Below are 15149 nucleotides of genomic sequence, written 5' to 3' on the forward strand. Positions count from 1 at the left end.
CACCTGTTTCACTTCAAAAACGCCCGATGCACCGCATCGGGCGTTTTGTATTTCAAGGCTAGGTGGGGCCGCTTCTCGTTGTAGATCCTTACAGACTCTCCAACCATGTGGGTCGCATCAGCCAAGTCCTTGGGGCGGTGCAGCAAGAATTCTGTTTTCAAAATGCCGTTCACACGCTCTGCGAGCGCGTTCTGATAGCAGTCATAGCCATCGGTCATCGAACACCTGACGCCATGCTTGGCGTGCAGCCTTTGGTAAAGATCAGAGCAATACTGGGCACCTCTATCCGAGTGATGAACCAGTAGCTGATCGGTTTTCCTTTGTCGCAGCGCTTTACTCATTGCCTGGATGACTGATGCCGTGTGCAGGCTTTCATGCACGTGATAGCCGACAATCTTGCGAGAGTAAGCGTCCGTCACCAAGCTCAGATAAACGACACTTTGCTGCGTAGGCAAGTAGGTGATATCTGCGACCCAAACCTGCTCGGGACCTGTAGCCACAGCCTGATTAGGGCCAGGTTTGAGCAGGTTGGGGTGTCGGCGAAAGCGATGATGGCTGTCAGTTGTCTTGTGATAGGCACGCTTGCGCTGAACCAGCTGACGGCGGTCACGCAAGATATCAAACAGCCGGTCTCGACCGACCTTCAGGGCCTCGTCGGGCTCTGAGTGCATCAGACTATGCAGCTTGCGAGTACCTAACCGAGGCAACTGAAGGCGCGTCTCAAGAACGAAGCCCATTACGGTTTGGGCGCTCTTCGCGCGCGCGTCAAACGCTCGGTTACGTTTGTAATATGCCTGTCGGGAAATGCCCATGAACTGGCAAGCCCTGGAAATGCTCAGGTCTTTGATTTGCCCTTGGGTGAGGACTTGCCGGATCGCTTTTTTACGACGCAAACACCGTAGTCGTTTTTCAGAACGTTCACGACAGCTTCAAAGAACTGCGCTTTCTGGTTGCTTAGCGCCAACTGTTCTTCAAGCTCTTTGATCCGTTGCTCGGGCGTCAACGGGAGGTTTGGTTCGGTCATGGACCTGCTCCTCGGCTCTCGAATTGATGCGCCTAGGCTCCAGTCCTGCCGACCGTGCTTGCGTAACCAGACCAGCACCGTGGACCGGCCTTGGATGCCATAGCGCCGTTGGGCTTCTTTATAACCCAACTCGCCTTTTTCGACTTGGTCTACGACCGATAATTTAAAGGCTAGCGTGTAGTCACGCTGGCTCCGCCTTTTGCCTGATTCCATTACATCCTCCTGAAGATAGGTCAGAAGGTGTAAACCTTATTCAGGACGAGACAGTCGTTCGAAAAAGGCCGCTTCATGGGCCAGGCCTTTTTCCTGGATCAGACGGTTCTGATCGCTCTCCACCGATTTTTCCATCGGCACAACAAGGTTCTGCAGGTCCAGCGCCGTGAGGTGCTGGCACTCAAGAAAGTTGCAAATGTCAGAGGCAGAGTACAACTGAATTCCGTTTCGGGCTTGCATGCTCACTTCCAATCCAGTGAACGTCCTGGGACGATTCACGTTGCTTTAAAGTTGGGTGTTATCAGACGTCGAGCGAACAATCGCGAAAAAACTGCTCGAACAATGCCGTCGGCAAATGTTGTGCATCGAGCAAGCCGAAGTGCCTGCCCACATTGCGCCCCAGCGCCATAAGCGTTTTTGCCGAGTTCTCGGTACCGGCATATCCAGCGCTCAACACATAGTCGATACGCTCTTTTTCAGTCGCAGCCTGCGCGTAGGCATTACCCGTTATCAACACATCCATCAGACAGACGTTTTCGCGCTCATCGCTTACCGTGAACGGCTCCAAAACATCGGTCATCATTGCCGCACAAAGACCGTCTTTGCCGCCAGCCACGATTCGCTCCAGCTCAACAAATGGTCGTTCGAACAGGTCGAATTCCTGGATGGAAAAGGGGAAGCAGTAGCCACGTGCGGTATTGAGCGAGACCGGTTCCTCGTTACGCGGATTGGCCAACAACCATGCGACGAAGTTCGCTTTATTGTCGAGAGAATCGCTTTTACGAAACGCCAGATAATCATTGAGAACCCGACTGAAGGGATGCCCTGTAGGCACCCATCCAGTACTTTTGATTTCTGGCGCCAGCGCCTCAATGTCTGCCGGGGCCTTGTACGGATCAAGCGCCTGCGTCACGTCAAAGCAACGCAGATCGTAGCCGAGCATAAACAGACTGGCCTCGAACGCATGGCAACGCGCAGGCAACGCACCTTGATCAGCGAACCACTCGGTACGCTCCAGAACAGCCCGGATTATCCATCCAAGGCGAACCTGCCAACGCGCCCATTCGGCATAAGCGATTGCAGAGAACTGCGGCGCCGCCAGACCGCCCAGCATCTTTCCGGGGTTACGGATCTGCGTACCGCGTGCCGCTCCGGATGGAAACGCCAGCAACGGTTTGCGGGTTCCCGTCCATTGCTGTCGGAACCGCGAGTACAGCATGCCGATCGCAGCGCCAACGCGGCTGTCATAGATAGGCGATCCCGAGGTATCAAGCAACGCATGAATCTTGGTCAGGCCAGCATCGAAACGCTCGACGCTGTTGGCGTCGAGATCGCTCAAGTCGTTGTCGCCATCGAGCGACATATGCAGCGCCATCTTTTGCAGGTAGGCCGTCAATCGGCCGTTTTCCGCGAGCCGACGCAAAAACACAACGGCACCTCGCACCCCACCCCAGCGAAGAACCTGCAGACAGGCTTGAAGGGCTTGTTGCTCATCACCGGCCCGGACCGCACTCGTCAGCCATTCGCGCAACTGCCCGAGTGAGCGTTGAGTCTCACCCCATGTTTGCGAGTCCACCGAGCTGTGATTGCTGTCCTGCCAACTGGCCTTCCAGCGATAGTGCTCAATGACATGCTCGAAACCCTGCACTTGTCGCTTCAAACCGCCAGGCACGAATTTACTGGGCTTGAAGTTCAGCGAGAAAGTCAGCTTCGGCAAATGCTCAACCAGCCAAACGACAAAAGACTCGACTTCAGGTTGTGCCAGGAACTGGTTGCGCTTCATGCAGATAACCTTGCGGGTGGTGTCGAATGGCCATACCCTAAGCAAAAGATCAGGCCACGTCCACGGTGATTGCCCATACAGGTAAACAAATGGCGCAGGTTCTGTCGGCAGAGGTAGACGCTTTGTTATCAAACCAGCGTTTAGCTTTCTGATATGTAAAGTTTTCAGACAGACGTTACACGTTTACGCATCGCCTAAGACCTCAAGGATCGGCAGCCCATGGACTATCAAGCACTCAAAACACGCCATCGTCAGGAGCGTGACGGCCACCACCCCAACCTCACCTTGCGCGTCCATCGCGCATTGAGCTGGCTAAATCGTGCTGAGCAAGCTGAGGATACCGACGGTCGATTTGTCTTCCTGTGGATCGCTTTCAACTCTGCATACGCTACCGATATCGACGATCAATACCGTCTTTCCGAGCAATCCACTTTCAAGGCGTTCCTCGACAAGCTGTGCGCGCTCGACACCTCCAACCTGATCGAGAACCTTGTCTGGTCTGAGTTCTCTGGCAGCATTCGGGCGTTGCTGGACAACCCATTCGTATTCCAAAGCTTCTGGGATAACCAAAATGGCAAGATCAGCGAGCAGCAGTGGACCGAGCGTTTCGCCAGCGGGAGGCGCTCAGCACACCAAGCCTTGGCCGCCCGTAATACCCCGGCAGTGCTTGGCGTTCTGTTCAACCGGATCTATACGTTGCGTAACCAAGTGATGCACGGCGGCGCGACGTGGAACAGCAGCGTGAATCGGGATCAGCTGCGTGATTGCTCAAACCTCCTTCGCAAACTAGTGCCGGTGATTATCCTGCTGATGCTGGACAACCCGGACACGCTGTGGGGCGATGCTTGTTATCCGGTCGTTGCCTAAGCAAACCCTGGAAAAGACTTCCTGATTGGCGAAACCCACTGACTTCAAGAAGCCCGCCAAGTGCGGGCTTTCTTGTTTCTGGCGCCAAATGGCTCTGCGTAGTGGCCTCTAACAAAGCTTTAGAAACCGTGGAGCGAGGCGTTCAATCTTGTGGTGCCGCTAGAGCCCGACGTTCAACTGATGGGGCCTCTCGGGTAGAGGCATTCAGGCTGGACGGCGCCGGCGCCTGATAGCCACCATTATCCCGAGGCCAGGGGCGGCGCGCTGATCGCGTTTTTCTTCTTGCCGTCTGGACGCATTTCCTACGACATCCAGCCGCCGGAGGTCGATTAACCGGCTAAACACCGAGGCGTCAGAGGGAAGCATTGAGTGGAAAACTCATGGCTCCCATTTGGGCCCCAGAGGTACTGCAGCGATCGGGTTTCCTACGCTTCCTCCCTCATCAACCCATGCAACAACCCCACCCGCAAACCCGGTTCCGACGGAATCATTCGCTCGATCCCCAGCACCTTGAATGCCGCCAGCATCACGGCCAGCCCACCGGGTAACGTACTTAGGCGGTGGCTTTGGATACCGGCGAGTTTCAGTCGATTAACGTGACCGGCGTCCATCAGGTGAATCGACAACCGCAGCAAGCCCGCATAGGTAATACCCGCCTGGCCATTGCCGTTGAGGCGATTGGCCTTGATTATTCTCGCGAGCATCCGCGCGGTGCCGGAAGAGCCAATGGCTTGTTGCCAGCCCATGGTTCGATAGCGATAGGCAATTTTTTCAAATGGCAGGCAAGCAGCCCGTTCGGCTTGTTGAAAGGCTTGAACGCTGACGTGGCCGCCGGCGAAGTAGCGTGTGCCGAACACACCGCTGCCGATGGCAAGGCTTTCGGTCAGCAAGGGGCGGTCGCCCTGGCCAATGATCAGTTCGGTGGAGCCACCGCCGATGTCCACCACCAACCGATTGGAGCGAGCGCTGGGCATGGTATGCGCGATGCCCGCGTAGACCAGATGAGCCTCTTCGTGACCCGAAATAACGTCGATCTGGAAACCCAGGCGCCGCTCGGCACCGGCGAGGAATTCAGCAGCATTGTCGGCCTCGCGCACGGCGCTGGTGGCGACAGCACGCACACGACAGGCCTCAAAACCGCGTAGCCGTTTACCGAAGCGCTCCAGGGCTTGCCATCCACGTTTGAGCGCCAGCGCGTCCAGCGAGCGGCCTTCAAACCCTTCGGCCAAGCGAACAGGTTCACGCATGGTTTTCACTTCATGGATCAGCCATTGCTGATCACTTCTGACCTGCTGGCCAATCATCATTCGAAACGCATTAGACCCGAGGTCAACGGCTGCAAATAACGAAGTGTCACCTTTCATGCGATGTTCCCTGTGGCAGTTCATCCGTCGTGGGCCTAAGCGCCCGCAAAGCCAATAAGAGGCATTGGCCACAAGATGTTGCCATCCCACCGATGACACTACGGTGACATCCCTCTTTTTTTGCGCCCGGCTGAATTTGTTACCAATCGTCACCAACTCGTAATACTGAAAGATTACGGTCGTTATTCGGCCTATTCCCTACGAGTTTTCATCATGCCTGCGCAGAATCCCCTGATCCGCCGCATTCATAGCGAGCTGCTCGACCAGAACGACGAAGAACTTGAACTCGAACTGATGGATGACGATTACGGCATCGACGAGTTGTTCGACAACCAGGTCGCCGACAGCCCGGAAAAAGAAGCGCGACGCTTGTATTTTCGCGAGCTGTTTCGTCTGCAGGGTGAATTGGTGAAATTGCAGAGTTGGGTGGTCAAGACCGGGCATAAAGTGGTCATTCTGTTCGAAGGCCGCGACGCCGCCGGTAAAGGGGGTGTGATCAAACGCATTACCCAGCGCCTCAACCCGCGCGTCTGTCGCGTCGCCGCCTTGCCTGCGCCGAATGATCGCGAGCGCACCCAGTGGTATTTCCAGCGTTATGTCTCGCACCTGCCGGCCGCGGGCGAAATCGTCCTGTTTGACCGCAGTTGGTATAACCGCGCGGGCGTGGAAAAGGTCATGGGGTTTTGCAACGACGAGCAGTACGAAGAGTTCTTCCGCACGGTTCCGGAGTTCGAGCGCATGCTCGCGCGCTCGGGTATTCAGTTGATCAAGTACTGGTTCTCCATCTCTGACGAAGAACAGCATTTGCGCTTTCTGACCCGTATCCATGACCCGCTCAAACAATGGAAGTTGAGCCCGATGGACCTGGAGTCCCGCCGTCGCTGGGAGGCCTACACCAAGGCCAAGGAAATCATGCTCGAACGCACACACATCGCCGAAGCGCCATGGTGGGTGGTGCAGGCGGACGACAAGAAAAAAGCGCGGCTCAACTGCATCAGTCACCTGCTGGGGCAGATGCCTTACGAGGAAGTCGAGCATCCGTCGATCGAACTGCCGCAACGGTTGCGCCAGGACGACTATCGCCGCAGCCCGACGCCGCCGGATCTGATCGTGCCGCAGGTTTATTGAGGCGAACTAAGGGCGGTGTGTCATACACGTCGCCTTCGCCAACAAGTTGGACAAAAGTCTACGGCAGGCCCCCATTTTGTAGGAGCTGCTGCAGGCTGCGATAAGGTCGGAACGACCTTCGCGATGGCTATTGTTCGCAGCCTGCGGCAGCTCCTACAGAGATTGTGGGTTGCCTGGGAACATAGAGTCTCCCGCACTAATCTCAACACGTGTCTTAAATAAAAAAACCCGCCGAGCGGGTTTTTCTTTTTGCGATCAACGCACTTACAGGAAGTTGTAGGTGTAGTTGAAAATCAGACGGGTCTGGTCCTGGTTAGCGACCCCGGTGCCGTCGGTGTGGAGGCTACCCGTGCGCAGAGTGGTACCGAAGCCCTTCAGGTAGCCGCTCTGAATCACGTAGTCAACGCCTGCGTCACGCTCCCACTCCGAGTGCTTCACGCCAATGAGTGTCTTGTCTTTGATGTCATCGCCACGCAGGTAGTTGACGAAGGCGCTCAAGCCAGGCACGCCAACCCGTGTGAAGTCGTAGCTGTATTGAGCGAACGCTGTGTTTTCACCTGCGCGAATGAAGCTGCCGACCACGGCGTTAGTGAACAGGTAGAAGCCGTTACCGCCGTTGTCTTCGCTGTTGGAGCCATCTTTTGCCAGAGGCTTGCCGTCTTTGGTGACGTTACCTTGGTTCAGCGAGACGAAGCCGCCGTCATCACTGACGCTCTGATAGCCGACGAGGAGTTTGCTACCGCCCAACTGGTAGGTAAACATGCTGCTCCAGGTAACGTTATCAACTTCACCCGCGTGCTTGGCGTAGCCACCGTTGTTATCGAACGCATAGCCCGCAGCATCGCTACCGTTTTTGCCGTCAGAGCTGCTGTTGAAGTAGCGCAGATCCGTCTTGAAGGACTGGTCGTCACCCAATGGCAAAACGTGGACCAATCCCAGGAAGTGCTGCTTGTAAAAATCATCCAGGTTGGCGAAGTAATACTGCACGGTCAGGTCTTTAGTAACCTTGTAGTCGCCACCCGCGTAACGGAATTGATTGCTGCCTTTGGTGGCGCCTGAAACCGACAGCGCAGTGCTGTTGGTCGATGCACGTCCAGTGGAGTGTTCCAATTGACCCGCGCTCAGCGTCAGGTTGTCGATTTCCTTGGAGGTGATCATGCCACCGTCAAAGTTTTGCGGCATTGTGCGGCTGTCGCTCGCCGTATTGATCGGCAACTGAGGAAAGAGCGCGCCCCCCACGTGTAATTCAGTTTTGGACAGGCGGAATTTAACGTTGGCGTCCCCACGGGCAAAGTCGTCCACTGCCGAGCCGTCGCTGTCGCTTGGCCAGAATGAGTTGCCTGTGGCTGGGTGATGACCTCGGCCGCCATCGAGGTGCAGGCCGTAGATCATCTGAGCATCGATACCCACCCCGATCATGCCTTGGGTAAAGCCGGATCTGTAGTCAAGTTTCAGAACTTCAGCACTTTCTTGCTGGTTGGCAGCGTTGGCGTTGTGGTTGTCGTTTTCATAGTAATAAGTACGGGAACTGAGGGCGAGCTTGCTGTCCGCCAGGAATCCTTGTGACTTCGCAACATCATCCGCTTGAGCGTGAAGTGACACAGCGGCCAGCGCGATGGCTGCCGCGAGAGTTTGCTTTTTCAATGTAACGCTCCTTTGATTTCTTTTTATAAAGTTTTGCTTTCCGTATCTATGTACGGATCAGCTGTGCATAAGCGGTTGAAACGTTTGACACTATTTCCCCGCTGGCAACACGGTGCGTTGCCGCTAACGGGAAACAGTTGAGAACGTGTTCGTAGAATCCCTGAACGGGTATTTGACTGAAGTGAGTCAAACCTGTCCTAAACAACTGTCCATCGGACAGAGCGATGAGATGCTCCAACCAACAACGTTGGCTCGAGCAAATAACTCAAGCCGACGGTAAAGCCGTGCCTTGATTGGAGCCCGTTACATTGTGTGCCTCAGGCCCGGATCCGGAAGTTATTTCCCGGGCAACTGTCCACACGATAATCGCAGCGACGATGTCAAAAATCGCCAACACCACGAACAACGGGCTGTAGCCAATTTGTGTCACCAGCACGCCGAACACCGCTGTGAATGCTGCAGCCCCCAGGTAGCCGAACATACCGCCCATACCGGTAGCGGTGGCCACTTCGTTTTTGCCGAATGAGTCCGAGGTGATCGAGTACAGCGCGCCCGACAGTGTCTGATGGGCAAAACCGCCAACACACAGAAGAGCGATCGCGGTGTAGGCACTGTCCACCAGACCGATACAAGCCGGTCCGATCATGCAGGAACAGCCGAACAGTAAAACCATCTTGCGTGAGGTAAACAGCGATACCTTGCAGTAACGATGAAACAGCGGGCTCAAGTAACCACCCAGTACGCAGCCAATGTCCGCCGCCAGAAACGGCAGCCAGGCAAACATGGCAACTTCCTTGATGTTCATGTGCCGCTCGGTCATCAGGTACAGCGGAATCCAGGCGTTGAACGTCTGCCAGGCCGGCTCGGAGAGGATCCGTGCCGAGGCAATTGCATAAAAGTTACGGCTGCCAATGATCTTCTTCCAGTTGCCTTTTTTAGTGGTGGCATCCTTGAAGTGAGACTCCTGCCCAGACAGGATGTAATCGCGTTCGGTATCGCCCAGGAGCCGTTGATCACGCGGGTGTTTGTACAACACAAGCCAGATGACACTCCAGACGAGCCCCAGCCCGCCAACGATAAGAAACGCCAGTTGCCAGCCGCTTTGCAGAATGGCCCAGACGACCAATGGCGGCGCGAGCAGTGCACCAAACGACGAACCGATATTGAACCAACCAATGGCGACTGAGCGCTCCTTGGCCGGAAACCATTCGGTGGTGGTCTTGACCCCTGCCGGCAAGCCCGCCGCCTCGGTAAGCCCAAGCAAGGCGCGAACAAATGCCAGGCTTTGCCAGCCAGTCGCCAGCGCGGCCGCTGCACACGCCGCCGACCAGGCAATGGCAAAAACCGCAAAACCCATTTTGGTGCCGATGGCATCAATCACGTAACCCGCCACTGGCTGCATAAATGCGTAAGCCAATTGCCAGGCGACAACGATGTGAGAGTACTGCTCGGTCGAAATGCTCAGGTCTTTCATCAGCGTGGGAGCAGCGACTGACAGGGTGTTTCGGGCCAGATAATTCACAATCAAACCAGCCGTCACCAGCCCGACCATCCACCAGCGGATGCCTTTGATTTTCATCCCTTCACCTTGTTTATTATTGGTTTTCAAGTGTGTGACATCTTTCTGTGCACCCAGTACGTCGTAGGTATGACGAACAGGATCAGGTCTTCGCCCAAGAGGATCTCAAACAGCGGACAAGACAATGCGCTGATGCGAGCCGATCAGATCGACAACAAAGGGGGAAGCGATTAGAAAAATGGCTACGCGGGAAACGTCCATATTGGGAAAACTCTCACTGTCTTATTTTTATAATGACGACCAACATGTTGTAGGTCGTCGTACATCTATATAATTTATAGCCATTCCCCTGTTCGCGTGTCAATCGACTTTTTGCGCAAACACCTTCCATGCACTGATATTCACAAGATGGATAATGGTAAATTCAGAACTAAACTGCGGGCTAGAGCACCCGCCAGTCGTAACGCGTTGACAAGCATAAGAGCGGATGCGGATAATTAATCAGTTGTACGACAACCTATATCATAAAAACAAATCAGAGCAGACCTGCATGACGACCTCAACAACTCGCGCGCACCCACCTTTCAATCGACTTCTGCTAACAGGTGCCGCCGGTGAGCTCGGCAAAATGCTTCGCAAGCGTCTGAAACCCTTCACCCGTGTTTTGCGTCTCTCCGACATTGCCGACATCGCGCCAGCGCTGGATGAAAGCGAAGAAATTTATTACTGCGATCTCGCTGATAAAAAAGCCGTCGACGAATTGGTCCAAGGGGTCGATGCGATTCTGCATTTTGGCGGCGTGTCGACCGAGCGCTCGTTCGAAGACATCCTGGGTGCCAATATTTGCGGTGTGTTCCATATCTACGAAGCGGCCCGTCGGCATGGCGTGAAACGCGTCATCTTTGCCAGTTCCAATCACGTCATCGGCTTCTATCCACAGGGGCAGCGCCTGGACGCGCATAGCGTGCGCCGCCCAGACAGCTACTACGGCCTGTCCAAGTCTTATGGTGAGGACATGGCCAGCTTTTACTTCGATCGCTACGGCATAGAAACCGTCAGCATCCGTATTGGCTCTTCGTTCGTAGAACCGCAAAACCGCAGAATGCTGTGCACGTGGTTGAGCTATAACGATCTGACTCAATTGCTGGAGCGCGCGCTGTTCACAGCCGATGTTGGCCACACGGTGGTCTATGGTGTCTCCGACAATCAAAACGCTTGGTGGGATAACCGTTACGCTGCGCATCTGGGTTTCAACCCTCAGGACACTTCCGAAGGGTTCCGCAGCCAGGTCGAAGCTCAACCCATGCCCGCTGCCGACGACCCGCTTATGCTGTTCCAGGGCGGCGCCTTCGTCGCTGCCGGTCCCTTTGGCGACGACTGAAATCCCGCACCAACAAACCCTCCCATCGAACACGCCACTGGAACCGTCATGGACGCTGAACTGATTCTCGATGCACGCAATGCTACGGGTGAAAGCCCGGTGTGGAACACTCGGGAACAGGCCCTGTATTGGGTCGATATTCCAGCCCGGCAGTTGCATCGCTGGGACCCGGCGACCGGTCAGACCCACCAGTGGGAAACGGTCGAGATGCTCGCGTGCATCGCCGCCACTCCCGGCGGCGACTGGATCGCGGGAATGGAGAGCGGTGTGTTCCGGCTGGCCGCCAGCCTTGACGGAACGCTGCAAAGTACCCGCCTGATAGACGTGAACCACGCACAGCCAGGCATGCGTTTCAACGACGGTCGCTGTGATCGTCAGGGGCGTTTCTGGGCAGGCACCATGTCGCTCGATATGGCGACCGGTTCGACGGTGGGTGCGCTGTATCGCTATGTGGCCGGGCAGCGCGCGGTACTCGCCCCTCAACTCACCGGGTTTACTGTCCCGAACGGCCTGGCATTCAGCCCCGACGGCAAGACGATGTACCTGTCCGATTCGCATCCGTCAGTACAAATGATCTGGGCCTTCGACTACGACATTGAAAGCGGCACCCCGCATAACCGCCGCGTATTCGTCGATATGAAGCAACACCCTGGCCGACCCGACGGTGCCGCTATCGACGCTGAAGGCTGCTATTGGATATGCGGAAATGATGCCGGTTTGATTCACCGCTTTACCCCCGATGGCAGGCTCGATCGCTCCCTTCGTGTGCCGGTGAAAAAACCGACCATGTGTGCGTTCGGCGGGCGCAATCTGGACACCCTGTATGTCACCTCGATCCGCCCAGCCGGGGACCTGAGTGACCAACCTCTGGCAGGCGGTGTGTTCGCCATTCAGCCCGGAGTCAACGGTCTGCCAGAGCCTGTTTTCGAAGGGTAGTCAGAAGGCTCATAGCGTCGCCTGCTCGCTCCTTGCGCATGTCCGGGCGGTGAACCGTGCCGCTAGAGCTTGAAGCGCAACACCAGATCCTGTTGATTGCTGGCAACCTGTTGCAAATGCTCGCCACTGCTGCGGGTATGTGCGGCGGCTTGCCGGTTATCGCGGGTCATGTCGTGCAGGCGGTGCATGTGTTGATTCACCTCTTGCGTGGTGCCGGCCTGTTCATCCGCGGCGGCGGAAATCTGCACCGCGAGCGCATGGACGCCTTGCAGCGAGTTATCCAGTTGGCCGAGTGAGGTCAGCACTATCTGAGTTTCACCCTCCAACGCCCGCGCTTGCTCGGCCGAAGACTGCATCGCTTGCAGCGCCTCGGTGGATGAACCTTGCAGGGCCTGAGTGATGGCGACGATTTCTTCGGTGGCACTGCTGGTACGTTGCGCCAGGTTGCGCACTTCATCCGCGACCACGGCAAACCCACGGCCCTGTTCGCCAGCACGCGCGGCTTCGATTGCGGCGTTGAGCGCCAGCAAGTTGGTCTGCTCGGCGATCCCGCGAATCACCGCGAGCACGGTGCCGATTTGCAAGGCATCGGTGGCCAGCGTGTCGACCACTCTGCCGCCGCGACGGATGTCGTCGAGCAGGCGACCCTGCTGGCCGATCATCTGTTGCAGGGTGCCATGCATTTCGCCAAAAACACCGCGTGCAGCGGTGCTGCTGGTGGAACTGGCCGCGGCATTGCGGGCAATCTCCTGCACCGTGCTCGACATCTGCTCCACCGCACTGACCACCATTTCCAGTGACTCCTGCTGCAAGTCGAGCAGTGAGCTGGTTTGCCCGGCGGCGTTGAGAATTTCGCTACTCGCGTGGCCGACGTCTTGACTCGATTGGTGCAGACGCTCCACCACATCGCGCCAGGCCCGGGCCATGTCATGCAGAGCCAGCATCAAGCCAGCCTGTTGCTGCTGATCCGATGGCAACCCCAACTCACCGGCCGCCAACTGACGGGCCAGCACCGTCATGTTTTTCGGTTCACCCCCCAGCGGGCGCATCACGCTACGACTGACCAGCCACGTAGCGACGACTACGGCAACGATGGTCAACACGCCCAGCATCAACATTTGCCACATCAGTTGCTTGACCGGCGCCAGTGCCTGGGACTGGTCCATTTCGGCGACCAACGCCCAAGGGTTGTCATTGAAGGCTACCGGAAGAAACACTTTCAGTGCGCTATTGCCGTCCAGCCCCGGCTCGACGACTCGCCCCTGCCGACCTGCCAGCGCCTCGCTGACGGCGCTGCCGCTGAGGCCGTTCTGCGCACCGACACTACGGTTGACCTGCCGCTGCGGAAAGCGCGCCGAGTCCGAACGCAAATTGGCATCGCTGCCGACCAGATAGGTCTCACCTTTCTCACCCAGCCCCTGGCGGGTTTGCATCACGCTGTTGAGCGGCGCAATGGGTAATTCCAGCACCAGCGTCATTCGCAGCGTACCGTTCGACATCACCGGCGCGGCCAGGTATTGCGTGGGTTCCCCGCTCTGCGGGTTGTATTGCAGGTCGCTGATCAGCAGTTTGCCGCTGTCGACGCTGTGCTTGACCAGGCGCGCCAGTGGCGTATCGCGCAGGCTGTCTTCGTCGAGCTTGTGCTGATAGTCGCTGCCACGCAGCAGACTGAGCATGATGGTGCCGTCGGGCATCACCAGTTTCAGCTCACGGTAGCCGAACGTACTGATGAAATTTTGCAACATCGGACTGTCGTAGTTGGCGGAACTGATCAGCGCGTTGTCGTCCAGGCCCTGATAGCTGTTGGCAAGGTTACTGGCCAGCGTACTGATCTGATTACGCCGCTCCTGCCAGTTATCCAGCAACTGCTGCTGTTTAATATGTGCAACAGCCTCAAGAGCGTTAAGTGTTTGCTCACGCAACGCGCTACTGGCTTGCTGATAGGCGGTAAAGGCCATGCCCAAAACCGGGATCAAGCCGATCAGCAGGTAGCTGACGGCCAACTTCAGGCGTAAGGACATGTTCAACAACTCCGGGTAGATGAGTGACAGATCAGGCTGAATGTAAATTATTCTGCAATAACCGTGCAAATTATCAAACGACATCGTTAATTAATTCTAACGGATGGCCGTTCAGGCTCGCAGCGCTGAAAGTCTTGCTCACCCGCTAAAGGCCACTGCGCTAGACTCGCGAACCGTTTTCGAGGGCGACGAATCGAGGTCGTCTCAGGGTTGGAGCTACTAATGAGTGCAATAACAACGCGCACCGCGACACTCTGCGGCATTGGCGCGATTTTGCTGTGGAGTACCGCGACGGGGCTGATCCGCAGCGTGACGGAAAACCTCGGCCCGCTGGGTGGCGCGGCGTTGATTTATACCGTCGGGGCCTGCCTGTTGATCGCTTTTCTGGGGCGACCTCGGTTGAGATCTTTCCCCCCTGTTTACCTGATCGTCGGCAGTGTGCTGTTCGTTTCCTACGAAATCTGCATGGTGATCTCACTGGGCTTTGCCAATGATCGTACCCAGGCCATCGAGATCAGCGTGGTCAATTACCTGTGGCCGTGCCTGACCGTGTTGCTGGCCATGGTGATGAACGGCCAGCGCGCACGTCTGATCATTGTGCCCGGCACTGCCATCGCGTTGTTTGGCATCAGCTGGGTTGTCAGCGGCAATGGGCTGTCGGTGTCGCACATTCTGGATAACCTGTCCTCCAACCCGCTTAGTTATTCCCTGGCGGTCAGTGGTGCATTTATCTGGGCGTTTTATTGCAACGTCACGCGCAAGTACGCGGCCGGCAAGAGCGGCGTCACCCTGTTTTTCGTCCTGACGGCGTTGATGCTGTGGATCAGATACGCCTTCAGCAGCGAACCGCCAGCGCACTTCACGCTGGGCAACTCGCTGGAGTTGCTGGCCGCAGGCGCTGCCATGGCGTGCGGTTACGCGCTGTGGAATATCGGCATACTCAAAGGCAACATGACGTTGCTGGCCACGGTTTCGTACTTTGCGCCGGTACTGTCGTCGGCGTTTGCCGCAGTCTGGCTCGGGACCGCACTGTCGCTGCAGTTCTGGCAGGGGGCGCTGATGGTGACGGTGGGATCGTTGATGTGTTGGGTGGCTACGCGGGGGCGGGAGCAAGCGGCCTGACTGTATTTGTGTTGAGCCCGAATCTTGGAGCTGCCAAAGGCTGCGATAAGGCCGGCACGGCCTTCGCGATTTAGATTGGTCGCAGCCTTCGGCAGCTCCTACAGAGATCGCATTCCTCCGCGGGAGCACTGCTTACCCGCTTTCACA

At 56.6% G+C, this 15149-nt stretch carries 12 protein-coding genes and 1 pseudogene; 6 read left to right on the plus strand and 7 right to left on the minus strand.

The features are described from left to right. Window positions 1-8: 8 nt before the first annotated feature. The 3 genes from ACF0H7_RS27495 to ACF0H7_RS27505 all read right to left on the minus strand — a co-directional run bounded on the left by ACF0H7_RS27495 (window position 9) and on the right by ACF0H7_RS27505 (window position 3020). Window positions 9-1237, minus strand: a protein-coding gene (locus tag ACF0H7_RS27495; RefSeq protein ID WP_397449392.1) for an IS3 family transposase whose coding sequence is annotated in 2 segments (ribosomal slippage) — window positions 9-886 and window positions 886-1237 — 1230 coding nt in all. Because the reading frame shifts where the segments join, the coding sequence is not laid out codon by codon here. 36 nt (window positions 1238-1273) lie between these two features. Continuing rightward, a complete protein-coding gene (locus ACF0H7_RS27500; RefSeq protein ID WP_397449960.1) occupies window positions 1274-1477 on the minus strand; it encodes a hypothetical protein in 204 nt (67 codons plus the stop codon). A gap of 61 nt (window positions 1478-1538) precedes the next feature. Next, complete coding sequence (locus ACF0H7_RS27505) at window positions 1539-3020, minus strand: hypothetical protein (RefSeq protein WP_397449961.1); 1482 nt, start codon at window positions 3018-3020, stop codon at window positions 1539-1541. A gap of 219 nt (window positions 3021-3239) precedes the next feature. On the opposite strand from ACF0H7_RS27505, the gene ACF0H7_RS27510 reads away from it, so the two are divergent. Together ACF0H7_RS27510 and ACF0H7_RS27515 are read left to right on the plus strand one after the other, a co-directional pair. Next, window positions 3240-3887, plus strand: coding sequence for a hypothetical protein (locus tag ACF0H7_RS27510; RefSeq protein ID WP_397449962.1), 648 nt, complete (start codon window positions 3240-3242; stop codon window positions 3885-3887). Between the two features lie 213 nt (window positions 3888-4100). Continuing rightward, window positions 4101-4220: pseudogene (locus ACF0H7_RS27515) on the plus strand (DUF4863 family protein); the annotation flags it as partial. Window positions 4221-4312: 92 nt separating this feature from the next. Here ACF0H7_RS27515 and ACF0H7_RS27520 read toward each other — a convergent pair. Beyond that, entirely contained in the window at window positions 4313-5251 is a 939-nt protein-coding gene (locus ACF0H7_RS27520; RefSeq protein ID WP_397449963.1) for a Ppx/GppA family phosphatase, read from the minus strand. A gap of 213 nt (window positions 5252-5464) precedes the next feature. Here ACF0H7_RS27520 and ppk2 point away from each other — a divergent pair, with 213 nt between their 5' ends. Further along, complete coding sequence (gene ppk2 / locus ACF0H7_RS27525; protein WP_397449964.1) at window positions 5465-6379, plus strand: polyphosphate kinase 2; 915 nt, start codon at window positions 5465-5467, stop codon at window positions 6377-6379. 264 nt (window positions 6380-6643) lie between these two features. On the opposite strand, the gene ACF0H7_RS27530 is transcribed toward ppk2, so the two are convergent. Further along, complete coding sequence (locus ACF0H7_RS27530; protein ID WP_397449965.1) at window positions 6644-8023, minus strand: OprD family outer membrane porin; 1380 nt, start codon at window positions 8021-8023, stop codon at window positions 6644-6646. A 265-nt stretch (window positions 8024-8288) separates the two neighbouring features. Beyond that, window positions 8289-9602: an MFS transporter gene (locus ACF0H7_RS27535; RefSeq protein WP_397449966.1), complete on the minus strand. Its 1314-nt coding sequence runs from the start codon at window positions 9600-9602 to the stop codon at window positions 8289-8291. 490 nt (window positions 9603-10092) lie between these two features. Here ACF0H7_RS27535 and ACF0H7_RS27540 point away from each other — a divergent pair, with 490 nt between their 5' ends. After that, window positions 10093-10923, plus strand: coding sequence for an NAD-dependent epimerase/dehydratase family protein (locus tag ACF0H7_RS27540; RefSeq protein WP_397449967.1), 831 nt, complete (start codon window positions 10093-10095; stop codon window positions 10921-10923). Between the two features lie 48 nt (window positions 10924-10971). Beyond that, entirely contained in the window at window positions 10972-11859 is an 888-nt protein-coding gene (locus ACF0H7_RS27545; RefSeq protein WP_397449968.1) for an SMP-30/gluconolactonase/LRE family protein, read from the plus strand. Window positions 11860-11921: 62 nt separating this feature from the next. Here ACF0H7_RS27545 and ACF0H7_RS27550 read toward each other — a convergent pair whose 3' ends face one another. Further along, a complete protein-coding gene (locus ACF0H7_RS27550) occupies window positions 11922-13880 on the minus strand; it encodes a methyl-accepting chemotaxis protein (RefSeq protein WP_397449969.1) in 1959 nt (652 codons plus the stop codon). Window positions 13881-14102: 222 nt separating this feature from the next. On the opposite strand from ACF0H7_RS27550, the gene yddG reads away from it, so the two are divergent. Beyond that, window positions 14103-15002: an aromatic amino acid DMT transporter YddG gene (yddG, locus tag ACF0H7_RS27555; protein ID WP_397449970.1), complete on the plus strand. Its 900-nt coding sequence runs from the start codon at window positions 14103-14105 to the stop codon at window positions 15000-15002. The last annotated feature ends 147 nt before the right edge of the window (window positions 15003-15149 follow it).

This window comes from Pseudomonas sp. NA-150 (assembly GCF_044336365.1).
Taxonomy (GTDB): Bacteria; Pseudomonadota; Gammaproteobacteria; order Pseudomonadales; family Pseudomonadaceae; genus Aquipseudomonas.